The organism is Bacillus sp. OTU530, assembly GCF_038440375.1.
Window position 1 is genome coordinate 94,179 of the sequence record NZ_JASATP010000009.1, and the last position, 26,241, is coordinate 120,419.

15 protein-coding genes are annotated in these 26,241 nt (G+C 39.6%); 4 read left to right on the forward strand and 11 right to left on the reverse strand.

Translation table 11 applies throughout. From position 1 onward, the window contains the following. Positions 1 to 889: 889 nt before the first annotated feature. Positions 890 to 9,223: a GH36-type glycosyl hydrolase domain-containing protein gene (locus AAHB12_RS09290; RefSeq protein WP_342045098.1), complete on the reverse strand. Its 8,334-nt coding sequence runs from the start codon at positions 9,221 to 9,223 to the stop codon at positions 890 to 892. Positions 9,224 to 9,408: 185 nt separating this feature from the next. Then, on the reverse strand, positions 9,409 to 10,863 hold the full coding sequence (dacB, locus tag AAHB12_RS09295) for a D-alanyl-D-alanine carboxypeptidase/D-alanyl-D-alanine endopeptidase (protein WP_446715536.1): 1,455 nt from the start codon (positions 10,861 to 10,863) through the stop codon (positions 9,409 to 9,411). Positions 10,864 to 11,164: 301 nt separating this feature from the next. Between dacB and AAHB12_RS09300 the strand changes: the two genes are divergently transcribed. From AAHB12_RS09300 to AAHB12_RS09315, 4 genes are all read left to right on the forward strand, one after another. Continuing rightward, positions 11,165 to 11,947 (forward strand): amino acid ABC transporter substrate-binding protein, encoded by a 783-nt coding sequence (locus AAHB12_RS09300; protein WP_129728329.1) that lies wholly within the window; start codon positions 11,165 to 11,167, stop codon positions 11,945 to 11,947. Between the two features lie 65 nt (positions 11,948 to 12,012). Then, positions 12,013 to 12,672: an amino acid ABC transporter permease gene (locus tag AAHB12_RS09305; protein WP_342045100.1), complete on the forward strand. Its 660-nt coding sequence runs from the start codon at positions 12,013 to 12,015 to the stop codon at positions 12,670 to 12,672. 15 nt (positions 12,673 to 12,687) lie between these two features. Continuing rightward, on the forward strand, positions 12,688 to 13,434 hold the full coding sequence (locus tag AAHB12_RS09310; protein WP_342045101.1) for an amino acid ABC transporter ATP-binding protein: 747 nt from the start codon (positions 12,688 to 12,690) through the stop codon (positions 13,432 to 13,434). 384 nt (positions 13,435 to 13,818) lie between these two features. Then, a complete protein-coding gene (locus AAHB12_RS09315) occupies positions 13,819 to 15,012 on the forward strand; it encodes a hypothetical protein (RefSeq protein WP_129728326.1) in 1,194 nt (397 codons plus the stop codon). A 217-nt stretch (positions 15,013 to 15,229) separates the two neighbouring features. On the opposite strand, the gene AAHB12_RS09320 is transcribed toward AAHB12_RS09315, so the two are convergent. The 9 genes from AAHB12_RS09320 to AAHB12_RS09360 form a co-directional block, all read right to left on the reverse strand. Continuing rightward, positions 15,230 to 16,270 (reverse strand): Gfo/Idh/MocA family protein, encoded by a 1,041-nt coding sequence (locus AAHB12_RS09320; RefSeq protein WP_342045102.1) that lies wholly within the window; start codon positions 16,268 to 16,270, stop codon positions 15,230 to 15,232. A 15-nt stretch (positions 16,271 to 16,285) separates the two neighbouring features. Then, on the reverse strand, positions 16,286 to 17,026 hold the full coding sequence (locus tag AAHB12_RS09325) for an amino acid ABC transporter ATP-binding protein (protein ID WP_342045103.1): 741 nt from the start codon (positions 17,024 to 17,026) through the stop codon (positions 16,286 to 16,288). Between the two features lie 15 nt (positions 17,027 to 17,041). Beyond that, positions 17,042 to 17,749 carry an amino acid ABC transporter permease gene (locus AAHB12_RS09330; protein ID WP_342045104.1) on the reverse strand — a complete coding sequence of 236 codons (708 nt, stop codon included), beginning with the start codon at positions 17,747 to 17,749 and terminating at the stop codon, positions 17,042 to 17,044. 15 nt (positions 17,750 to 17,764) lie between these two features. Continuing rightward, positions 17,765 to 18,466 (reverse strand): amino acid ABC transporter permease, encoded by a 702-nt coding sequence (locus AAHB12_RS09335; RefSeq protein ID WP_342045105.1) that lies wholly within the window; start codon positions 18,464 to 18,466, stop codon positions 17,765 to 17,767. 96 nt (positions 18,467 to 18,562) lie between these two features. Beyond that, positions 18,563 to 19,426, reverse strand: a complete 864-nt coding sequence (locus AAHB12_RS09340; protein ID WP_342045106.1) for a transporter substrate-binding domain-containing protein — start codon at positions 19,424 to 19,426, stop codon at positions 18,563 to 18,565. A gap of 527 nt (positions 19,427 to 19,953) precedes the next feature. Beyond that, complete coding sequence (locus AAHB12_RS09345; protein ID WP_342045107.1) at positions 19,954 to 20,544, reverse strand: hypothetical protein; 591 nt, start codon at positions 20,542 to 20,544, stop codon at positions 19,954 to 19,956. Positions 20,545 to 21,060: 516 nt separating this feature from the next. Then, on the reverse strand, positions 21,061 to 22,014 hold the full coding sequence (locus AAHB12_RS09350; protein WP_342045108.1) for a sugar ABC transporter substrate-binding protein: 954 nt from the start codon (positions 22,012 to 22,014) through the stop codon (positions 21,061 to 21,063). Positions 22,015 to 22,880: 866 nt separating this feature from the next. Next, entirely contained in the window at positions 22,881 to 24,656 is a 1,776-nt protein-coding gene (locus tag AAHB12_RS09355; protein WP_129728319.1) for a PhoX family protein, read from the reverse strand. 371 nt (positions 24,657 to 25,027) lie between these two features. Further along, positions 25,028 to 26,188, reverse strand: coding sequence for a tyrosine-type recombinase/integrase (locus AAHB12_RS09360; RefSeq protein ID WP_342045143.1), 1,161 nt, complete (start codon positions 26,186 to 26,188; stop codon positions 25,028 to 25,030). Between the last annotated feature and the right edge of the window lie 53 nt (positions 26,189 to 26,241).

The window sequence follows — 26,241 nt, forward strand, 5'->3', positions numbered from 1 at the left end:
CCTAATTTGAATTTCTTTATACGTTCAATCATGTATTGGAACCCGTATAAGAAAAACGATTTATAAAAGAAATATAAGAAAAATTGAAAATGATTAATTCGAACTAAACGAGCAATTTTTATTTTTTCCAGTATTCTTATGTAAATAAAAGCGAAGAAAGCATGTGCAGCAGCATTAAGCAATAAAAACTTCTTAAAGTTTCCAAATGACGATCTTAATAACCATAAAGAACTTACTAGGAAAGGACCAATATTAAAGGGAAATTCTCCAGAAAGATATGAATGTGGTTTATTATAAAAAACCCACCATGCCTTTTTCTTTACAATCTGAACGTTGATTGCTTCAAAAAGGACAACTAGCAGTGATGCAGGAAGAAATCTTTTTATATTATGTTTACCCAAAAAAGGTAAGGATGACCATGAAAGTAAAATCATTGTAATGCTGACCAACCATTGTTTTTTCAATGATATATTAATGTAAACTCCTTTTCCCTTAAAGTTTCCTCTTGCTTTTTTTATATTCCCTTAAAATTAATTCATTTATGATAGCTCTCCTCCATCTCGGGTTCACCTTCATAATTAATGGCTATAAGTAAGCGATGTTCACCTTTAAATCACTGCATAGAGGTAAGTTGGTTAGATCAATGTCACGAACAACTGATAAGTGTAAATGTCCCTTTACCGTTTGCTGTGTGCAGTAGTAAATGAATCGACTGCTAATCAATCATTGGAGTTACCAATAAAAGTAGGAAAACGCTACCACCTATTCAAAGGAGAGGTCATTTACTCTCTGATGGCTATTAATTTGCGGTCAATTCCTTAACTAAAAGTGCTATTCAAATGAAAAAAAGCTAAGGAAATCAACTTTCCTTAGCTTTGATTAATCATTTCTACATTCTTAATTCCACATGATGATCGTGCCCATCATCCAGCAATTCCACATACGGTCCTGCAGAAGTGTCTTCTTCCGAAATCGGAACTTGCACACCATCAACAGTTAATCCACTTTCACCATCCGAATTATTCATGACGGTAATCCTATAATGAGTACCACCGAATCGGTAAGTTACTGAAAAACCTGGCCACTCGCTTGGTATACGTGGATCAAGATAAAGACGAGTTTCTCGTCGCCGAATCCCAAGTATCCACTCAATTCCAGCCTGATAGAACCATCCTGATGCCCCCGTATACCACGTCCACCCTGCATGTCCGTGATTTGGTTCTGCCGTATACACATCAGCAGCAATCGCATAAGGTTCACCCACATACCTTTTTACTTCTTGGTCGGTACGGGTATGAGTTATCGGATTAAGCATTGTAAACATCTCCATTGCTTTATCACCGTTGCCAAGCTGACACGAAGCAATGATGCCCCAAATAACTCCATGAGTATACTGGGCACCGTTCTCCCTAATTCCTGGCGGGTAGCCTTGAATGTACCCAGGGCTTGGCTCGGTCCGATCGAAAGCTGGGGTCAATAGCTTAATAATAGCCAGATCCTGTTCCACCAGCTCCCGGTCGAACGAATTCATTGCTTGGATAGCACGGTCCCTTGGTGCTGCTCCTGAGATAACTGACCATGATTGAGCAATAGCGTCAATTCGGCACTCCTCATTTTCAACTGAGCCGAGCCATTGTCCTGCATCGGTAAAAGCACGTCGGTACCACTGACCATCCCAACCGTGCTCGTTAAGAGATTCGGCTAACTGCTGGTACATTTCCTTAAATGCTTTCACACGTTCAACATCGCCGCGCTGACCGCAAATTTCAGTGAAACGGTTCAATACGTCACAAATAAACCAGCCAAGCCAGACGCTTTCGCCTCGTCCTTTCACGCCAACCTGATTCATGCCATCATTCCAATCTCCCACTCCGATTAATGGCAATCCATGCTCCCCAATCCGGCTTAAAGACCGATCAATTGCTCTTAGGCAGTGCTCATATACCGTGCCCGTTTCAGAAGAGCGTACGGTCGGTTCATAGCGTTCATGTTCATCCTCAGTAAGCGGTTCACTCGTTAGAAATGGTGCTACTTCGTCCAAAACCGTTCGATCACCAGTATGCTCGATATAACGTGACACCACATATGGCATCCATAATAAATCATCTGAAAATGTCGTTCGAATCCCACGTTCTGTTTCTTCATGCCACCAATGTTGCACATCGCCCTCTACATATTGATGGGATGCGTGGAGGATGATTTGTGACCTTGTTTTTTCCGGCATTGTATGCAAGAGCGCAAGTGAATCTTGCAATTGATCGCGAAAGCCAAATGCTCCTCCAGCTTGATAAAAAGCAGTTCTTGCCCATATTCGACAGGCGAGCGATTGATATAATAACCACCCGTTTAACAAAAAGTCTGTTTCCTTCGATGGTGTTGACACTTGAATTTGGCCTAAGTGATGGTCCCAAAAAGCAGAAACCTCCTCCATCGCTTGCTCACAAGCTGAAGGTTGACTGTATTTCTTAGCTAACTGTAAGACGTCCTCTTTAGAATCGTCACAGCCCAATAAAATATAGACAACCTGTTCCTCACCTGGCTGTAGGGTGAGCTTAGTCTGAACCGCACCACAAGATTCGTAATGCGTGCCTGTCCGACACGATAAGCCAACACGCCCCATTGCCGCTGGATGTTCCATACTGCCATTTCGTCCGATAAATTCCTCGCGGTCTGCCGTCCAGGTTAGCTTGTAAGAATGATCGGAAGCAGAAGCAGAACCACTTGCTTGCTCCGAAGCAGCCTCGGAACCTGTATCTGTATCTTGTTGTGGATAAATCCCCAAAAATGCGGTCGCATCCCGGAAAATTTCTTGATACATGTTTTTGGCTATCATAAGGCGCTCAGACTCAATCCATTCGGTCACAATAAATGGTGCATTTGCTTGGCGCTGTACTCCTAAAACCCACTCGGCATAATAGGTCAAAGAAATTTGCCTTTGCTCTGAGGTCTTGTTCTGCAGCGTCAGCCGGATGATTTTTACAGGATCTTTTAATGGCACGAATACAAGCATTTCATGTTTAATGCCGTTTCTTTCGTGGTCAAACTTTGTAAATCCTTTGCCATGCGTTACCTTATATGGCTCCTTTGAATGGACTGTGGATGGTGTGAAGGACCACACCGCACCACTTGCTTCATCCCTTAAATAACCTGTTTCCGTCGGTGGATCCAGAACGGGATCATTCGACCAAGGTGTTAGCTTGCATTCACGGCTGTTTCGCCACCATGTATAACCCGTTCCCATCTCGGAAATGAGGCAGCCAAAATTAGGATTGGCAAGGACATTAATCCACGGTGCCGGTAAATGATTTCCATTTTTTATCATGATCCGGTACTCTTTTCCATCAGGAGAAAATCCGCCCCAGCCATTAAAAAATAACCATTCTTTTGTTTCTTCTTGGATTGCTTGTCCAGAAGAAAAAGTCTTATCCGTAGCTGAAGGAAGCGGAATAAGTTGCTTTGGCAATTCACTCGTTGTTTCAACCTTTTGTAGCTCATTTTCCGTGCCAACCTTAGGCAATCGCATTTGCGTTGCTAAACTGGCTCCGCCTGCACGGAGTTCGATCCGAGCTACTGCCCGTAACAATGCTTTATCCTGCTCACCCAATTGATTAGAGGCAATGACATATACACCGGACAAACCTGCTCCAAAACGATCAACGCCATGCTCTGCCGCCTGCTGAAGTGCCTCTTGCAAGTGTTGGTGATAGCCTTCCTCCGATTCGTTAAGGAGAACGAGGTCGAATAAAAGACCAAGCCGCCGGATGTATTCATGACCCGCTAACATTTTTACAACGAACGGCATTTGGCTGCGGTCTTCAACTCGCAGGAGGGCGACGGGTCGATCACCAGATACCCCAAAGCCCCAGAGTCCAGACTGGCCTTTTGTATTGCTTAAAATATTGTTCATCCGATCCTTCTTCAGCGGGGATGTATATAAAATTTGTCCTGCCAGCCTTTGAAAATCAGTTGCCTCTCGATTCGTTAAATGCAGATTACGAATTTCGATCTGTGCTCGATTCCATGATAATTGAAACGCCCGTTCAACTGCTTGATCAGGAGTAAACTTGCGCACAATTTCGATCGCATCTTCCCTCGTCTCACTAACTGAGGTAACGGCAACCAATCGAATTTGTTTACCTGGTTCAATGCAGATGCGCCGTCTCATCACAAAGGCTGGGTCGGCCACAGAGCCAACCTTGCCACGAAGGCGAGTCCGGATTCCTTTGGGCTCGGATAGTTGATAGCCCCGACCAATGAAGCTAGAGCGGTCTGTTTCAAATTCAATCGTCCCAAGAGTATTACCGTCAACCATAAGTGAATGGGCTGACCAAAGTGCCTGGTCCTTCGCTTCGCGAGGTCTTCGGCCAGCTACAAGGCAGCCTGATTCAGCATCGAAAGCAGTCCGTATAAACAGCTTGCTAAAGGCAGTATGAGCAACATCTGCTATTGGGTTTGACAAAGCTGGCTCAACAAAAGTTGTAACCTCCAGAACTTTTGATTGTTCACCGCTATTTGTCAAAGTGATTCTGCGCAGCTCCGCATTCCATTCTGATGAAACGCAAATCTCCATATTAGTCTTAATATCCCCATCAACACGCATAAACGTTGCACGGTCTAGCTCAAATTCTACACGTTGTTCCGAAGCTTCCAGTTTACATGGTTGGTAAGATGGCGACCATAGCTTATCTTGGGAGACATCCCTAATATAGACATAGCTCCCCCACGGATCCATTACTGGGTCTTCACGCCATCTAGAGACTAATAAACCTTTGTACTGGTTAAAACCACTGCCGGTATTCGTTACGACTGTTGTGAACGAACCATTTGAAAGAACGTTGACCTCAGGAACCCTTGTGTCAGGTGAAATATATTCCCTTACTGTTGCAACATCCTGAGCGTTTCTCGGATAAGGCTCGTGTACACGCCCCAAAGCTGGATGCTTAATATACTTAGGGTTTTTCGGAATTCTTTCTTGTAAGAGCAATTCCGCTGAACGTATTTGTTTATTGCGATGAAATCTCTTCACCATTGTTTTTGGCTGTAATAGGTTCGCCAGGGTTAGTAAGCTCATTCCTTGGTGATGGGCCATAAAACTTTGAATTACCTCATGGCGCTTCCCATTCGGCAGCCGTTCTTGTGTAAAATCCATTGCTTCATAAAATCCATATTTTCCTCGGCCATTTAACTCCTCCATTTTTTTTAAAGCAGTTAAAGCCTGAGTCTTTGCAAAAGGCAGCGCCATGATTGTGGCGTAAGGCGCGATGACCAAGTCCTGCTCAAGTCCCCGTTTGAATCCGAGGCCCGGAACACCGAAGGCCCGATATTGGTAATTCATTTGATAATCAAACGCATAGTAGCCCGATTCAGAGATCCCGAACGGGACTCCTCGCTGGTGTGCATATTCAATTTGGCGATCAACAGCCGCTGCGTATGTTTTTTCCCATAATGTATTACGGTACGTCCTCATTAACAGCCATGGCATTAAATATTCAAACATCGTCCCAGTCCAGGATAAGAGGACGGGGTGTTTCCCAACTTTGGTCATCGTTCTTCCAAGTACATGCCAGTGGGAGACTGACACTTGACCAAGTGCAATCGCGACAAAGCTTGCAATTCTTGCCTCAGAGGCCATTAAATCATAAAGCACTTCATCTCGGGTGTTTCGATCAGCATGATATCCTAAAGTAAATAGATTGGCTTTATAATCAAATAGAGGCCGGAAATTAGTTTCTTGAATCAATTTTTCGATACGTTCAAGCAACAAGTGACCCCTCTCCTGCCAATTAACGCTTGCCTTCTTGCCATTCGGTCTTCCCGAAACATCCGGTGCGATTTCTTCAGAAAAAGCAATTTTCAGCATTTCATCATTATGAGAGTAGTCAGTCGGATGTTTCTTTTTATTGTAGGGTTCAAGCCACTCTGCCAACCCTTCTTTTACGGTAATAAGACAGCCAACTAAGTTTCCTGAATCAACTGTTGATACATACCTTGGTAATAACGGATTCAGTGTCTCTGTGTCATACCAGTTGTATAAATGCCCTTCCCATTTTTCCATCCGCTCAAGCGTCTCTAATGTACGCTCCAGCCGTAAAATTAACCCTGGGGTATCAATAAACGCAAAATCTCTTGCTGCTAAAGCGCAAGTAAGATACAACCCAATGTTAGTAGGAGAGGTGCGATGGGCCACCCCGTTTGGCGGTGCCATCTGCACATTGTCAGGCGGCAGCCAGTTCTCTTTTTCAGTAACGTAATCTTCATAAAAAGCCCATATTTCCTGAGCCAAGTTCGTTAGTTCTTCCCTCTCATCATCTGAAAAAGTAATATGATCCTGTGGAAAAGGCTCGTTTAACCACTTAATCACAAATGGAGCGCTTACCCACATCACAATTAGTGTAAACCCAATGATTCGAACCACTATAGAGTCATTAAATAATATTGCCGCCAAAAACAGAATACAAAGACCATAGCCTCCCAACATGCCTTGGAGGATAGGAGCACCATTCTTTTCACTATTGCGATTCTCCTCATCTGATGTGACCCATTCGAGCAATCGTTTTTTTGAAAATATTAAACGATACAACGTTCTGCCAATTGCATCGAGCAAAAGGACAGCTTGAAACGGCAGGGTGACAATCCCAAACAAAACTTGACTCGCCGTGTTCAAAATACCGCGCAGATTCAGCAAACCGGGCTTAACGGTGAAAAGCTGGCGAAGAACTGGCAGGAACCAAGTTGCAGCCACCAAAGCTATCCAGCGAAAAGGTGAACCTGGAAGGACTGTAACTGCTAAAAGAAGGGTGATAAACTGTGTCGTAGACAATAGACTCCGCCGCATATTATCAATAATTTGCCAACGAGTCAGCACAGACAAATCAACTGGCGCCAGTTCACCCCTTCGGTTATTTAATCTTGGCAGCAACCAAAGTAAAAGCTGCCAATCTCCTCTTACCCAGCGATGCTGCCGCTTTTGAAAGGCAATGAACTTCGCCGGATGATGATCAATTAATTCGATATCTGATAGTAGACCTGCACGCAGGAATCCGCCTTCAAGCAAATCATGACTTAACACCAGGTTATCCGGAACCCGTTCACATATGACTTGATAAAACGTATCAACATCGAATATTCCTTTTCCGGTAAAAATCCCTTGACCAAGCCCATCCTGATACGGGTCAGAAACAGCAAATGCATATGGGTCAACCCCTGAATCTGTTGACCAAAGACGGGCAAAACGCGATTTCATCGAGGCCTCATGACTCATACTAATTCTTGGTTGAAGCACACCATATCCTTCTACTACTCGAGTCTTCGCTTCATTTAGAATCGGCTGATTATATGGTAAATACAGTGTCCCGATCATTCGTTGAGCACTTTCAAGTGGTAGCTGCGTATCAGAATCGAGAGTAACGATATAACGGACATCCTTAAGTAAAGTCAAATCTGCTTCGATAAAAGCAAAGCTGGTATCCTTTCTCCCTTTTAGCAGCTCCACAAATTCTACGAGCTTTCCCCTCTTTCTCTCCCATCCCATCCATATACCCTCAGACGGGTTCCATTGCCGCTTTCGCTGAAAGAGATGAAAGTTTGTGTTGGGATAGGTATTCCGCAATCTCTTAATTTCTTGTTTTGCTGCTGTTAAAATAAATTCATCCTGTTCGAGAGACTCTGTCTCCGCATCCTTGAAGTCACCCAATAATCCAAAATGGAGATTGGCGTCTCGATTCGCCAAATAATGCAATTCAAGCCGTTCTGCTAACTCCTTCACTTCAGCTATGGATGACCAGATAACTGGAATCACAACCATCGTTTTCGCATCAGCGGGAATCCCTTTTGAAAAATCACATCGCAATAATGGGATTGGACTTTTGACTCGTTCAATGAACCAATGAGCTGCAGTAACCGCCCACTCCATCGCAGGGAACAAGAGAACTACTAGGATTGCTAGCCATTGCAACGATGAAAAAAATTCACCCCAGCCTATCCAAATTGAAAGGCCAAATAAGACAATAACGAAATAAGCTGCCAGCATATTAAAATACGTCCCCGTAGCACGGCGCATTAACCCTGTTTCTGGAAGAGCCCGGGGTTTGCCGCATATCTTTAGCGCTTGTCTCAATTGCATAATGCCATTGGGTTCTAATAAGTAATATGCAACAAACATTGGCTGATTTCTTTCCTCGCTATTTCCCTCTGCTCTTGCTTGCTCCACAGATAGATTCTCTCCATATGTATCCGCGAGCTCCACTGCCTTTGCTGCCACAAGGTTTTCGGGTAGGTTTAAGCGTCTCGCTAGCTGCTCGACCCTCTTTCGGAGAGTATCACGACTCGAGAAGTCCAATTGCGTATAAAAGCCTGTTCTCTCTTTCCGCAGTGACTGTTCAACCATGCTAATTTGCTCAAAGGTTTCCTTCCAATCCCAGCGAGAGAGCTTACGCATACTTGTAATTAGATTTCCTGTTGTCACTTGAAAAGCTGCTTGGAGCTGAAATTCATATGACAATATGTGATCAAGGCTCTCAGGTCCATTTTCCAATTTACAAATGAGCCATTCCCCAACTGTCGCTGTATAATCCACTCGTTCGCGCAGATGTTTTACCAAATGGACAATCATTGGACCGGAAAGAGGCATTTCTTGTCCAGCTTCTTCTAATACTTGCTTCATTTTTTCGGGAGTGATCTCCGATACCTTGATACCGGAAAGCAACTCTTCAGCCAACAAACAAACATCGCGTCTTTCCTTGACCGTATCCATGATGTCGGCCAGACGACGAATCAAAGCCACCCTCATAATAAGCGGTATCGCCCAAACCTCAGCAATTGTCAGTACGGAAACCTCCTGATAGGACTGAAGATAGGAAATAAATGAATCCATATCCAAATGCCCGTCGTTAAATTGGAGATAATCTGTACAAATAGAAAAAACCCTGGAATCCCCCGTTTTTTTGAGGTGGGGTAAAGAATTAACAAAACTTTTCGTTAAATTTTGGTTTACTACAAGTACTTGCTCTTCCAAAAACTCAGCATTATCTAATAACCATTCCTCAGCAGGCTGTGAACAGGAGGAACGATTATCTCTTAAGTCGTTAACAAAGCTGCGTAACTTCTCTAAGTCGGATTCGTTAGACCGTATAAAGCGTGCAGAAAGCTTTCGACTTATGAAAGGATCGTGCTTTAATGCCGCTTTATGTGCTTCTTCTCTTAGCTGCTCTTTATTAAAAATCATTTATATTTCCCCCAAAATAGGTTTTCTAACAACGTGTCATATTGATAAAACTACCCATTGTGGCTGGAAAATATACGGAATGATTCTATATGTTAATTTGTATTCGATGATGAGAAAGGGGGATTCTCGCCTGTTTTTTAATAAAAAAAGAGCTGAATGTTTATCTACAGCTCCCTTGCATCTATTTAATGTCTTGCGATTATTTCTACTATTTTATCCTCGATTTCTTTTCCTTTTTCTTCATCAAGCAGGTTATTTAATAAAATGGAAAATATCAGTGTTTCTTCTTTTTTCGTTTCCACATAACCGGATAAGGAAGTAACAGTTGTAAGGGTTCCTGTTTTTGCTTTTACGTTTAGAGATTCCATTCTTTTTCTCAAGCTTCCTCCTATCATCCGGTCGCTATTACCAGCGACAGGCAAGGATTTTAAAAAAGAGGGAAACCATTTTTCCTTTTGAACATGAAACAGCAGGTTCGAAATTTCATTAGCGGGAATTAAGTTAACATGAGAAACGCCTGAACCGTCTCTGATCACTAATGCATTTGGATTTACACCTAGCTTGGGCAGCTGCTCATTTAACACTGCTAGCCCTTTTTCCCAGCTGCCTTCTCCTTTCCTTATTTTCCCCATTTCCTTAACTAAAATTTCCGCATGTCCGTTATTGCTAAGTTTCATAAAAGGTATGAGAAGTTCAGACAAGGGAATAGATAGATGACTTGTAAGGATATGAGCATCCTTAGGTGTCTCTCCAACCTTAGCAGTTCCCAAAAGTTTGATCCCTTGTTTTGCTAATTCTTGCTTAAAGAGATCAAGGGCAAATTGAGTCGGTTCCCAAACTGCTATCCATTCTTTTTCAATTTTTGCTCCGATAGGTAGAAAGCCCTTAACGATTATGGTATTTGAACCGTGTTTTCGATCAATTGTAAGCTCCGTTTCTCCATCAGAAGATATGGTCACTGCTTGATTGATGATATGTATATCATTTGTTTTGTGTGAGAGCTGAATTTGTGCGGGATCCCCTACTTCCAAACCTGGGGATACCTCGACAAGGATCGTACCAGAATCAAAATCTTTATTTGGAGAAACTGTAAGTGCCGAAATTTGAGATCCATAATAGGCGTACTCATCACTCCAGATTAAATCAGGAGATAAACGAACATCGTCGAACCAGCTATCGTCTCCTATGAGGTCTCCTTCGATGATACTGATTCCAGAATTGGCAATATGTTTAGCCATTTGATTGAGATCTTCTCTTAAAAGTGTTGGATCACCAAAACCTTTTACATACAGATTTCCCTTTAGGATATTTCCCTTTCTCTTTCCTTCTATTCTGACTTCAGTCTTAAATTGATACTCTTCACCTAAGACTGATAAGGCTACTGCTGAGGTAAGGAGCTTCATATTTGAAGCAGGCCTCATCCGGATATCTCCATTATGCTCATATAAGATTTCCCCAGTATTTGCCGATCGAATGCTTATTCCCGCAAGCCCTCCTTTTAAAAGTGGTTCTTCCTCTAAGATTTGATTGATCTCTGCTTGCAAACTTTGATCTGATTCATTTGCATATGAATGGGAGGAAGGCGGTAAAAAGGCCGCCAAAATTGAAAATACCAAGATATGTATGCCGCTTTTTCGTATAATGTTCAACTGTTTCCACTTCCAAATTGTTTTTAGTACATATCTTTTCCTGTTCACTCGATTCTATTACACCACTGGAAACGTGCTGGATAGATACGAACCCAATCAAGAGTGTTGTTTCCTGATAGACTCGTTTGGATTGCACTTGCTCTTCCTCCTCCATCCCTTGCTAAGCAAGGAGGCATATACAATCTACTTCATATTGAATTTATAGTATTATAGTGTTAAACTGTTATAGTTTACTGATATATTAATGCATTAAAGCAAAATAACGTTCAATTAAAGGTGGTATTGTACAAACATGAAACAGTTAGCAACTATTATCTTAGTAATAGCAGCGGTATTCACAGTTATCGCCGGGTGCTCTAAATCACCGGAAACAGCTGAGAAAACGAACAATACGCTGGTAATCGGAATCGATGATAAATTTGCACCGATGGGATTCCGAGATGAAAATAATGAAATTGTTGGGTTTGACATTGACTATGCGAAAGCAGCTGCGGAAAAGATGGGAAAAGAAGTCAAATTTCAACCGATTGATTGGCAAACAAAAGAAGCTGAGCTAAGCAGCGGCCGAATTGATCTTATTTGGAACGGGTATACCATTACAGATGCACGTAAAAAGAAAGTTCTGTTCACAAAACCTTATTTAAAGAATGCTCAGGTTGTTGTTACGTTAGCTGACTCCAAAATTACTAAATTAGCTGACTTAGAAGGAAAGGTTGTAGGCCTTCAATCACTTTCTTCAGCATCGGATGCCTTGAATGCTGATCCAATCAAATCTAAAATCAAGACGGTAACAGAATTTGCCGATAATGTTTCTGCCTTAAACGACTTAAAAAGCGGGCGTTTGGATGCAGTCATTATTGATGAAATTGTGATTGATTACTATATGACGAAAGAAAAAAGCACATTTAAGGTGCTAGATGAGTCTCTTGCTCCAGAAGAGTATGGAATAGGTGTCAAAAAAGGAAATGAAGAATTATTGAAACAACTTCAAACAGCGCTTGATAAGCTAAATGAAGACGGCACGGCCGCTGAAATTTCGAAAAAGTGGTTTGGTGAAGATAAAGTATTAAAGTAATAATGAATATAAGACAAAACAGGTTTCCTTTGGAAACCCTGTTTTGTTTTTGGAGGAATCTCTTTATGTCTTTTGATTATGTTACTTCAATTCTTGCACCCCTTTTGGAAGGGGCACAAATGACAATCCTTTTATTTTTGATTGCCATTGTAGTGTCAATTCCACTAGGGTTCTTATTAACACTCGCTATAAAGAGCCAATTTAAACCTCTTTCCCTGTTTGCTCAGGGCTATGTTTATCTGCTGCGCGGAACCCCGCTCTTGCTCCAGCTGTTATTTATCTGTTTCGGGCTGCCGATGCTGCCTGTAGTTGGCGAATATTTGGTACTGGATCGTTTTGTCGCTGCCTGTATTGGTTTTATTTTAAACTATGCAGCCTACTTTGCAGAAATCTTTCGTGGTGGTCTCCTGGCTATTGATAAAGGTCAATATGAAGCGTCTCAGGTTCTCGGCTTAAACAAATGGCAGACGATGTTAAAGATTATCCTGCCGCAAATGTTCCGCATTGCCCTGCCAGCCGTAGCAAATGAATCTGTCACACTCGTTAAGGATACGGCGTTGCTTTATGCGGTTGCTGTACCTGAATTGCTGCACTTTGCCCAAACGGCTGTTAACCGCGACTTTACTATTATGCCATTTTTCCTTGCCGGTCTTATTTATTTGTTCATGACCCTCGTATTAACGTTGTTCTTTAAATGGCTTGAGAACCAGTTCAAATTTGAATAAGAAGGAGTGATGAATATGGCGATCATTGAGGTATCCAATTTAAAAAAGTCGTACGGTAAGCTTGATGTATTAAAACAAATTACCTTTGATGTAAATAAAAACGATGTAGTAGCAGTCATCGGTCCCTCTGGTTCTGGCAAAAGCACGATGCTTCGCAGTCTGATCCACCTTGAAGAAATTGACGGCGGCAGCATTTGTTTGTCCGGCAATCATTTGGTGAAAGATGGCGTATACGCAAAGCCTCATGAGATTAAACAAATCACAGGAAAAATGGGAATGGTGTTTCAGCATTTTAACCTCTTTCCTCATCTGACTGTCAAAGAAAACTTGGAGCTTGCTCCGAAAATGCTAAAAAAGGAAACTTCGGCTGAGATTCAACAGCGAAGCCAAGAGCTGCTGGAAAAAATCGGTCTCACTAACCGGGCAGCAGCTTATCCTGCGAACCTGTCTGGTGGCCAAAAACAAAGGGTTGCCATTGCAAGGGCGCTGATGATGAACCCGGAAATCTTGTTGTTTGATGAGCCTACCTCAGCCTTGGATCCAGAATTAACTGGTGAAGTATTACAAGTAATGAAGGATCTTGCGCAAGAGCAAATGACAATGATTGTCGTAACCCATGAGATGGGCTTTGCCAAGGAAGTTGCAAATAAGGTCATGTTCATGGACAATGGAGAAGTTGTCGAATCTGGTTCCCCTGAACAGCTGTTTATGAAACCGCAATTTGAACGGACAAAAACGTTCCTAAACCGCAGTTTGAAATAATTGCTGCCGCGTTTTGGGACAAGCAAGCACAAAGATTGCTTCATAGATTTATACCTCAACTAGATTCAATATGTAATCCAAATCGGTTTTTCTACATTTTCAGGCAGATTTCACCCGTTCGTGAAATCTGCCCTTTTTCGCTTAAAGTGCAAGGAAACATATAAAAGGCTGGAGTGCAAAGTACCCCCTCTCTCATGCAGTTAAGAATTGTATGAACAGTACATTCTATTCAAAGGGGATTAAATAGGGTTCTGATGCAAATATAATTTTTGGAAAACATATCCACTAGGTACTTGGTACTTTTTCTCTAGCGTTGAGTATATATTCTTGTTACTATATTTAATGATGATTTGATGACTTTTTAAAGGGATGGAGAGTAACAGAATGAAAAAACGATTATTTCCATTACTATTGATTCTGGTAATGGTACTCACAGCTTGTAATAACAAGGTAACAATTCAGAACACATCGGAGAAAAAACAAACTGTTGAAAAACCAAAAGTAAAAGAGACGGACCCGTTTAAAGAAGCATCATTCCTACGAGATCCAAGTAAAACATATACATATGAATATAGTAATGGATACGTTTCAATTGAAACAATTGAAAAAGATAATGGCAGTGAACAAATATGGAATATGGACTTAGGTGAATCCGGCACACAGCAAAATATTTATCAGGAGAGTAATGAAGGTCTTTTTGTTGGGATTGTCGATAGTGAAGGCTACACTGCGATTGTTTATCCTATTAAAGTTGGTGCTTCATGGGAAGTATGTACGGACCCGGAGGATTGCACCAATTATAAAATCGCTGAACTACTAGACTCTTATCAAACACCGGCAGGGAAGTTTGAACATGTTGTGGTGATTGAAGCAGACGATGGGGGTCGTACATACTATGCGAAAAATATCGGTCTGCTTGCATATATTGATAAAAATGGAGAGGTCATTTCACAGCTAAAATCACTGCAAGAGTCCGGAAATGCAGCCGCACAATCATCAAAAATTGATCCCACAAAAGAAGTATATAATTGGGATAATGTGAAGGATACAAATGGGAAGAGAGCAAATGTGAAAATCGTGGCCGAGCAAGATAAAACGTATCTTTCAGATATGTCTTGGGCAGGTGCACAGGAAGGGGACACTATTCGCGAGGGTAGCTATAAACTGTTGATTAACGACATCCCTCAAGACGTTAAAATTGGAGATTGGGTGTTTAACATGAACAAGAACAGCGGTGAGGTGATTGGAGATGCTCCAAACCTAATCGTTGTGAATCAGACGGAGGCCTCCAATTCTTATAGTAGCAAGATATTCTATATCCATGATGGAAAAATGGTGGAAGTGAAAAACTCTGATGGTACCAGCGACTTTTCTCACAGCGGAGACCATATTTATCCAATCAGTAAGGATACCTTCATCATCTCCTGGTACAATAATGCTGATGTTGAAACCTACTACGAAGTATTTACATATAAGATTGTCGACTTCGCATCTGGAAAAACCAATCTGATTAAGGAAGAACAAGTAAGCCTAGATAAATCTGAAGCTTTTTTTGCACCGCTAAAGAAATATAGATAAATTGATAGGTAACCATTAAAAAGCAAACTTGATTCTGAACTGCACCCCAATCGTTAGCTTTTTTTGTCTAACAATTGGGGTGCAGGCATGTCAACACCCATTTGGCAAAGCACATCCGGGTGCGATCATTAACCGATTGCTTGGAATTTGATCATAAGCTGCTTTTACACGATTGATCATGTATGACAATAATTTAGTTTGGTCATTGATTCTCAAGTCATTTTCTCTCTCGACTAGTAAGATCAGTTTCTATTTCAACTTCATCTAAATCAACCCATCTTTCTTCGGAATTCGAAAGATAAATAGCATCCAATGTCTTCATAACCGCTAGCCCATCTTTTCCCGTAATGATTGGTTCTGTATCATTTTCAATGGCATCAAGAAATTCTCCGACAATAGTAGTTGGTTCCATGACAGATTGGGGCAGTTCATTTGCAAAGGTATAAACATTTTTTTCTCCATTTTCCTTCTCCACGATCACAGAATGCTTTTCCCCATATAGGGTAATCGCTCCTTCCGTGCCAAACAATTGAGTCATGCGATCATTACCGTTATAACTTGTTCGGCTAGAAATGAGCACACCCCTTACACCATTTTGATATTCCAGAATAGTCATCGCGTTATCATCACCCGAGGCTTTTAAATTTGGATTTAAATTTGTTAAATGAGCGAATACTCTTTTAACATCCGAGTCGATGAGATAGCGCATTAAGTCAATTCGGTGGGATCCCACTTCGGCAATGGAACTTTTCCAATCTTCACTGACGGACTCCTCTTTATCACCAACACCTAGGAATGTACGAAAGGTCAACAGTTTCCCAATTTCATTTCGATCTAGCAATTCTTTAGCTTTAATATGGGGCCTGTATAACCTTTGGGCATGGGCAATCATCAACTTTTTGCCGCTTTTTATGGCCGCTTCTGTCATGATTTTGGCCTCGATTGCATTGACTGAAAGTGGCTTTTCACAAAGAACATGTTTCCCGGCCGCTAATGCACTCATGGTTAACTGGAAATGTGAAGGGGCAGGAGTGCTAATGATAACGGCATCCACTAAATCATCTTCCCAAATTTCCTCCAGTGTCTGAAAGGCTTTGCCCCCCAATTTCTCGGTCACAGATAACGTCCTTTGGAAGGTACGATTATAAAATCCATATAGATTGCCGCTTTTACTTGCTGTTAAAGATGGAATATGTCTAGAAAATGCAATGCTGCCACTTCCGATGATAACTATATTGACCATTTGGAGATCAAACACCCTTTCCCTGCTAATTTAGTAATCCCGTAGAACACGTTTTAAGAATTGTTGGGTCCTTAATTCTTTTGGCCTTTCAAAGATTTCTTGAGGTGTTCCCTCTTCTACTATTACTCCTCCATCTATAAATATTACTTTATTGGCTACATCTTTAGCAAAAGACATTTCATGTGTCACCACTAGCATAGTTGTTCCTTCATTTGCTAGTGTTTTCATTACAGCGAGTACTTCACTGACTAATTCAGGGTCAAGTGCGGAAGTGGGTTCATCGAATAAAATTACCTCCGGGTTCACTGCCATAGCACGGGCAATACCTACTCGTTGCTGCTGTCCGCCTGAAAGTTGAGATGGATAGAAATCACTTTTATCTATTAAACCAACCTTTTCGAGCATTTTCTTAGCAATGTCCGTTGCTTTTTCTCTTGGAACCTTTCGACCAATAATGAGACCCTCCGTTACATTTTCCAAAGCTGTTTTATTATTAAATAGGTTATAGTTTTGAAAGACAAATGCAGTTTTTTTACGGATTTTTAAAATATCTTTTTTACTGGCCCTATTAAATTCGGTTTTAACGTCACTTACTTGAATCGAGCCTTCATCAGCCTTCTCCAAAAAATTGATGCAGCGAAGGAGGGTTGTTTTCCCTGATCCGCTTGGACCTAAAATGACTGTTACATCACCTTTTTGAATCGTTATATTAACACCTTTTAAGATTTTGTTATCCCCAAAGGCCTTTTGAATATTTTTAACTTCGATCATGAATTCACCCCATTCTTAGACAGATAATGATTTATAAACCTTTATTTTTTTCTCGAGCAAATGAAATAAGAATTCAACAATGGAACAAACGATTATGTAGATGATCCAAACATCAAGGTAAGCTTCAATATAGTTATATCCGAAGGAAGCCTCTACTTTTGCTACAGCTGTAATGTCCTTTATCGTCATCAGAAAGGCAAGTGATGTGGCTTTTATCAGATTGATGGTGGTCGTACATAGATTTGGTAAGGCCGCCACCAAGCTCTGCGGAATGATAATTCTTCGATATGTTTGGAAATTCGTTAACCCCATTGCCTGCCCTGCTTCGAGCTGACCTTTATCGACTGTAAATAAAGCGGAGCGAAAAACCTCCGATAAATTGGCTGTAATATTTAATGAAAAAACAATGTAGGCATAGATAATTGGATTAAGGTCAAATACGTTAATCGAACTGTGAATATGGGCTAAATAAGCAGACAAAATGCTGGGTACAAGGCTATACATAATAAGGATTTGAACCACAATCGGTGTTCCCCTGATAAAGGAGATATACAAAGTACCCAGTTTTGCAAGGATAGGGACATTCTGCATCCTTATGATAGCAAGCAAAAAGCCAAGTGGTATTGAAATTAGGAGTGTAATCCCTGTTATCTTTAAGGTGATGGGTAACCCCGAAAAGGTTGAAATAAAGGTTTTTAGAAAAAATTCAGTATTAAATATCACTTGATTTCACCTCTCTTAAACGGTTTTCGCTAGTGTTTTTTCCTTAAGTTTAAGCTCTAACAGGGCAATGCATCTGCCTATCAATATCGAAATAAACCAATAAAGTAATGCTAGACCAATATATATTTCTTTTGCATGGGCGCCATAATGATTTGAAACAATTAAATTGGCTTTGCCCATAATATCAATAAATCCAATTGTGAAGGCAATTGCTCCTTCATGAAAAAGCGCGATTAATGCATTGCCAAGGTTCGGAAGGGCAATCACAAAGCATTGTGGAAGAATGATTCTTATAAACGTCTGCATGCCGCTTAACCCAATACTTATCCCTGCTTCATATTGACCTTTATCTAACGATTCATAGGCTGAGCGCATTACTTCAGCCATAGCCGCCGCAAATAATAATGAAAGTGTAATAATCACAAATACCCCTTTGTAAACTTCATTCAGATTAAGACCAAGTCCATTTAGGAGTTGTGGCAACCCGTAATAGACGATAAAGAGTAACACAACGGCGGGAGTACATCTCAATAGATTGGTGTATCCATAACCGATGATTCTCCAAAATCTATGCTTACTTAATTTAGCGGCAGCCACTAATAAGCCAAGCAGCACACTAAAAACTAAGGAGATGATCATAATCAATATGGTTTCCCCAAGATAAGGAAGAATTTCAGGAAGATGATGAAAAACATATGAAAAATTAAAATCTATCATTAGGATGGCCCACCCTCCTTTTCTCCACATTGATTTAAAGACCCCTCTTCAGATACAGTATTTAGGTACATCTGAAGAGGTTTAGTGAAGAGTCTTTTATTCTACTAATTTAATTGTATCTTCACCTAGATATTGAACTGCTAACTTGTTTAGCGTTCCATCTTCTTTCAACTTTTTGATTACACTATCAAAATCATCTGCCAGTTGTTGCTCTTTATTATTGAAAAGGGGATATGTTTTAATTGCTGTGAATTGATTAAAGACTAATTTGCCATCCAAATTTTTATACGGTGCACCTTGTTCTTTTACAGATTTCTCAAAAGCAGTTTTAATGGCCATAAATGCATCGTACCTCTTTTCCATAAGCCAAGCAGCCCAATCTAAAACGGTAAAATTCTCTGAGTTTTCCAGTTTGATAGGATCATCTGGATGTTCTTTGTTGTAATCTGTAATAACATTGTACTGTGCATTTTGTGGGGCAATTGGGATTAATTTTGCATTTGTTTTCGCTAGATCAGCTAAATTTTTAATCCTGTCTTTGTCTTCAGCTCGTACCACAAGTCCGGTTACACTTCCTCCAAAGAATTCTTTAGGATAAATATATTTTTTAGCTCTTTCTTCTGTATAGAACGCTCCCTTGGTACCTGCTTGATATTTTCCAGTTTGAACACCTATTAATAAATCATCATCTGTTGTAGCAACATATTTAAACTTATATTGTGGCAGCTCTTTATCTACTAGCTTCATTACTTCTATTTCATATCCAGCGGGATTACCATTTTTATCTTCGTAGTTTTGTGGTGCTTCATTGTTAGCAAAGGCAATGGTAACAGTTTTTACATCTTGATTTCCCTTATTTCCTTCATCTGCAGAAGAGGAAACTTTATTGCTTGACGAGCAGCCTGAAATAAAAAGTATCAACATTAAACTAAACGGAAAAATTTTCTTGAAATAACTCATCCTACCTCATCTCCCTAACATTTTATTTTTAATAACATAGACACTTAAGAACGATTGATTAGTTTACGGGGGTTTAACCAAATATCTGATTCTTACACAAATGAATCACAACCCTTTCAAATGACTGCTATGATTGGTAGTCTTTTTCTTTATTGATGATTTCAATTGGATCCAATCAAAAATAGGTATAATAAAAATCTGCATACAACAAGTTAAGTACATTAAACACATGTGTTTAGTCGGAATGAAATAAATACAAAAGGCCCCTGTTCTCATGAAATATAGAAAGGGGCCTTCGGTAGTCCGATCAGCATTTTTATTATATTTAAAACAATTCTTCTAGCCTTAAAAACACTTTATTTGAATGCAATATTAATATTTAATTAGTATTTTATTCCTACTTTTCCAATTAGTCAAGTAAGGATTTGGCTTTTTTATCTTTTAATAGTTATAAATTATTATTAACGAGTACAGTATAGTCAGCTGATTTAGCTTCTTTTTTTGAATAAAATTAAGCTATTGTCCTTTTAATGATGAGAATGCTCATACATTTTGCTTTCCACAGGGCGATCATTAATCTGTTTTTTGAAATAATTACCATTATAAAAAGCGGCTATCAATACAATAACTGATAAAATAACCATCATGGATATTAAAGTGTAAGAATTAATAATAGTCGGAGCTTTATCACTACTTTTTCTTACAATATTACTAATGAGAAGAAAGATTAAAGATGCAACAATAATATATAGGAAATCCATAAATACTAACATTATCTGATATTTCCCTGAAGGCAGCATTACTCCCAGCATTGCCCCCATCATGCTGCCCATAAGTGAAGCTGCCATTCCTTCAATTGTAACCAATAAGCCTAACTTGTTGCCTAAAAAGTATCCCACAATCAAACTTGAAATGACTGCAATCATCGTTGAAGTAGTTAAATTATTGTTATAAACAATGCCAGAGATTAATCCAATAACCAAACTAGACACCATTCCCAATGACATCACTATAATCATCCCTGTCGTTCCTGTTAATTTATCTGTATTGAAATAAATTTTGCAAATCAAGTAAGCAGTATAACCTAATACTATTAAGATACTTATAATTAATAACATCGACTCCCCCCTGAATAAACAAGCTTCCGTATCCTCTTCTCAATTGCTGTTTTTTGTTTATATAAAGAGAGGCAATAAAAATGGAATATAGAAATGCATAGCGCTAAAACTTTTTTATAAACAGATCCATGTGAAGAGAAGGGCTAGAAAAGAGGGATACGGCTTCTTGTAAATAATGGCTAAAAACATCCACCTGTCTTTGACACTTCGTAAATGTGATGGAAGCAAACATTACCTTGGTATCGTTAGTACAATTTTGGTAGCACAAATATGAAATACACCCTATTGTATGTTCGATACGATAACTGTTATTACCAAATCATGAAAACAAAAAGGTCCCAACAGGGTTTACCCTGCTGGGACTTACGGTTTTTAAACAAGTGTAATAGCTGAATTGCGAAGCTATCACACCCCGGTTTTCACGATATACACCCCTTATGTGTTACTTCCTGATCTAACCTAGTTACTTCCAGTAAAAACCTCATAACTTTATTAATGAATGACCAAGGCGATACTTCATTTCAACAATTCTTTCAGGAAATCCAGTTTCTGCTTCACATTATCTTTGGTGATAAGATCTACACCAGTATCCACACTTTTTCTAAATTGTTCTCCCTCTAGCACTTTCCGTGCAGTTTCAACACTTATATACCCCATATCATAAGGGTTTTGTGCTACTGTACCGGGTAGTGTTCCATCTTTTATTAACTCATTCATTTTAATAATTCCATCTGCTCCGATGACTGGCATTTTATATCCTTGCTCCTTAATGACCTTTACAGCACCTAGCGCCAGAATGTCACTTGTAGCAAAGATTCCTTTCACATCAGGGTAATTCTGTAAAATTGTTGTCATTGCTTTCCTAGCTGGCAAAGCTTCATTTGGTAAATCTACTTGTTTTGCTACAATTTTAATCCCTGCATCTTCTAAACTTGATGTAGCCCCCTTTATCCGTTCAACCGAAACTGGACCGTTTAGAGATCCGCCAATAAGGGCCACTTCGTCTCCAGGCTGCAGCCCTGAAGCTAATAGTTCCCCTGCCTTTTTGCCTAATTCAAAGTTATTGGTACCAATATAAGCAGTTTTATGTTCCAAAGGAATATCTGTATCTACTAGTAATACGGGAATCTTATGTTGAGCAAATTTCTTTAAGGCAGACATGACTGCAGGTGATTGGAATGGAGAGACAATTAATGCATCTGGCTGTTCTTTAAGAACATTTTTTAAAACATACTCTTGTACATCTTTTTCTGATTTGAAACCAGGTGCCACAACTTTACCATCTATATCAAACTCTTGAAATCCCTTTTCCGCTCCTGCTTTCACAATATTCCAATACTGTGTATCTAGGTCTTGTAAAACAACAACCACTTTAGGTCGATTGTCTTTTTTAAGGAATTTGACTATACATCCTATTACAGTAGCTAGAAGAATCGAGCTAATTAATAGAATGACCCATTTCTTTTTCATTATTTATTTTCCTCCTAAAAGGGCTATCATTAAATTTTTTCGATTTTATCACGTTGAGGACAAGCAGATTCAGATGCAAATATGATTTTTTAGAAGTATAGAATCTCGATATCCCTTTCAACTGTGGTTATGATGCTACTTCAGACAATTTATGTGTGGATGCAACCTCAGTTCGGGCAGAAATGTTTCTTCAATACCTTCCTATGACTTTATCAACAGGAAGCGTTTTCGGACAAGCTAAAATTTTAAAAACATTAACTTTTTACAAATCTCCTAAACGTAAAGAGGATATCTCAAAAGGTAGATCATAGCGCTACCTTTTGAGACATCCTCTTCTAGCCAATTCCTTCCTGCTTACCAATTTTGTTTAAAAGTTCTTGATTCACATCACAAATCGCACTCACTTGAATGGAAAGCCTCCTTACTCACTATTACATCCCTTATTAATCTTTTCTTACAAGCAGCGAACAGCACTCCACATGTCCAGGGTGCGGCAACACATGAGATGTTGGTGGGAATAATTTATAAATTAATTATTGTTTATAATCTGTTTATTTAGGATTGATGCTTTTGGCATTAAAACCCCATTAGCGAAAGTATTCACAATCTTCTTGTTTAATTAATTATAATCTAATAAAATACAACTATTCAAATAAGGAAATCCCCTATTGGGTACTTACCCTTATTTCGTAAATAAACAATTCCAAGTTGTATATGCTAAGCTATTATTGTTTTTTGACGTAAAACCACGTTGAAAGCTTTTTGAAACCCTAGGCCTAGCCTAAGGTTTTCACCTCTATAAAAAAAAGAGCAGTCTTGCTTACAATTACAAGACTGCTCAAAATATATACTTATTTAGCGTTTTTTTACTTATTGTCTACATCCAAAGATGGAAGCCCAGCGATGTACCCTACATATCCCGGGTTTTGTGAACTGTTCATGAGATAAGTATGACCATCCAGATTTTCGACCATTTGTAATCCAGTGGATTCCCCGCCGCCTGGAACGGAAAGAATTCGGGAAAGCTTCTTGGTATCTACATTGTAAGCCCAGGTATAATTATTTTCATGATGATCAGAATCTTCAGCAATAAATAAAGTTCTCATTTCTTGAGAATAGACAATGTTATCCGGGTTGGCAATCTTGTCTACGTTAGCTGTATTCCCATCTTGATCTGGAGTAACTAAGTCCTCACCCATTACAAGACCTGCCATACTTACAGGCACATAATGACTGTCAATTTTTCCGCCATCATTTGTTTTACGATTTGGTTTGAAGGAAATCTCATATACTCCGCCTGCACTGATTTTCGGTAATTGAATATCATCAGCAGGTGCGGTCGGTTCAGCAAGCATTGTGTTTTCCTGATAGGAGATGGCCACGTATGCCTTATTGTCTTTTTCGTTGAAATCGAGACCTTCCATCTTATTAAATTCTACTGTTGCACCAACGTAAGCCGCATAGCGGTGTGTTTCTAAGAAAGCAGCCGCTTTTTCCATTCCCGGCTTCACTTTCAACCATTCCACTTTTTTGCCGTTAGCAGGTGTTTTGACTGGTGTGTACCCTTCTGCTTGTCCTTTAACTGCATCATCAGTCACGTCGAAAATATCACTGAATTTAAGGGTATCCGCCATTTTTTGAATTTCTGCATCTGTTGCATGACCAAGCTTAATCCATTCAAGATTTGCCGAGCCGCCATTGTCTGTACCAGTCTGAATCCACTTTGCAGCATATAGTGTACCGGCTGATAAATCTTTTTCCTTGTCAGCCACATACATAAAGAATCCGCCCGGATTGCTGTCAATGCCATAAATCACCGTTCGATTATCAGGCATCACCTTCACCCGCTCAAATGCCATACGACCCATGCTGTAATGCTTTACAACACTTGTATCCCCATTTGCATTTACAGTAACTTCTGGGACATGACCATAATAATAAGGATTACCTACAATGGTTGGATCGTTATAATAGTTTTGCATATACTTGGTTACCGATGATGTTTTCGGATTCGCTTCATGTGCCCTTGCATCCGGATCGGTCTCTTCGGAACCAAGATGCGTATTCCAAGGAGTCAACAATCCGGCACAAGGTTTCCAAATGCCGTGAACGGAAGAAAAATCAATTGGTTTAATATCAACAACTGTAAGTTCGCCCGTTTCCGGATCCATTTTTACAGTACTTAGACTCATCGTTCCCGGGTTTTCAAGCCCATTCTGGTTTTTAGGCATTGATTCATAGTGGCTGATTAAATAATACGTGTTTGCTGGTAACCCAGGTACCTTCATTAAACTATTCATGTCAGGTGCAGTTGATGTATACGGTGTACCATCTGCCTTAGTCATAATTTGACCCTTTGCATTTATCGTGACACCGGCTGTGTTACCATTGATGACATCACCAGGCCTGAACAATGTTTCATAGCTTAGAGGAAGTGTTTTCTTGCTTCCATTAACATATGTAACTTCTACAGAAGCCTTTGAATACATCAGGTTATTTTTCTCATCATCCGTTTTTGGTGCATCCATTCCAATGAATTCTACCGATTTGATTTTCTGTGGTTGAGCAGGTGCAGCTAAAATGGAACCGACGGAAGAAAGTAAAAAAGATGCTGCCAGTGTAGGTATAAGGTACTTTTTCAATTCTCTTCACTCCTAGTTTATAGTTTTTCCAATCATTTGCTTCCCTCCAATTTTAGAAGACTAGTATTAATCACCTGTTATATAATGATAAACATAATGTAAATGTTTCATAAAACTTTTTGTAATTTACATTACACACACCATATATACAGACATGCTTGGCGTACAAACAAAAAAAGCAATCCAATTCATAGAATTGAACTACCAATTGATTTGCCATTGATGCAAGGATTCCCTATTTAAATAAAGGCCCCTCAGAATGGGACCTTTATGCTACTGTTACATCTTTAATTAACTTACTCTAATAAGTAGTGAACAGGATTCCACATGCGCCGAGTGTGGAAACATTTCAGTATAGGAAAACAACTTCATTATTTAAGCTTATCAGCAAATCCCACACCCACATTATTCTTACGTTTCATATACTTCTCTAAATAAATTTGACTTGTTTTTATACTTTCATGTCCCAAGGTGTGCATTAAATGATACAAATCTGCATTCCCTTCTTCTACGGACATAATTGCGAATGCATGCCGAAATGTATGGGCTGTTACAGGATTCTCTCGATATTTTAAGAATTCTAATCCTGTTTTTGCTACCATCTCCGTTACTTGATTGGAGAGTATTCGAAAATTATATATTTTTCCATTTCGATTCAGGAGCAATGGCATTATATCTCCTGTTTTAATATCCGTTTCATATCCTCTTCTTTTTCGAAATTCACATATGCATTGAAAAAGATAATCTGAAATAAACAAATCCCTCTGTTTATCACGTTTCCCAGTTACACGTAACCAGTATTTCCCCTCTGCATAAAACAAGTCTTTTACTCTAGCCTGACATAATTCTTGAATACGTGCCCCTGTACTGGCTAAAGCAAGTAAAATTGTATAGCTGAAGATATCTCGCTCTTGTCGATAATACTCTAGAATTTGCATCACTTCTCCATATGAGAGATCTCGATTGGGCCGATCTTCACTCCGCACATTTGCTTTTTGTAACTCCTCATGTAAGGGTGCCTCAATATAAGACATGGTATATAAATGTTTTAAAAAGGAGCGAATGATTGTTACTTTTTTAGCTAATGTTGCCACTGTGTATGGCTTTCCTCCTCTTCCTAACTTTGCTGTCTTTAACCAATCATTATAACGCCGGATATTCCAAGGGGCTAATACTTGAAGAAGTGATCCCTTCTTCTCAACCTCCTCTCCCCTTATATCAAATACATCTGCATCCTTGATGAGCGTCTGACAAAATGTTAGTAGCTCTTTTAGATATATTTGCTTTGTGTCTCTTTTTCGATTCTTCTTCTCATCCATATCTCGTTCAAAGTGTACATAGTAATAGATCACTTCCATATCACTTAGATACTCATATTTCCTTCTTCCCTCTTTTTCCGCTAATTCTATCTTTATATTCATTGTATGGATGTATTTGTTATCTATTAAAATGTTTATTGCATCATGGATGTTGTTTTGTATGAGATGGTTATGTATAAGGTTCTGATTGGTTAGATCATTAATATTTGTTATATCTAATTTATCCACATAAGCCCTTCTTTCTATTTGTTTATCTTGTATGACTT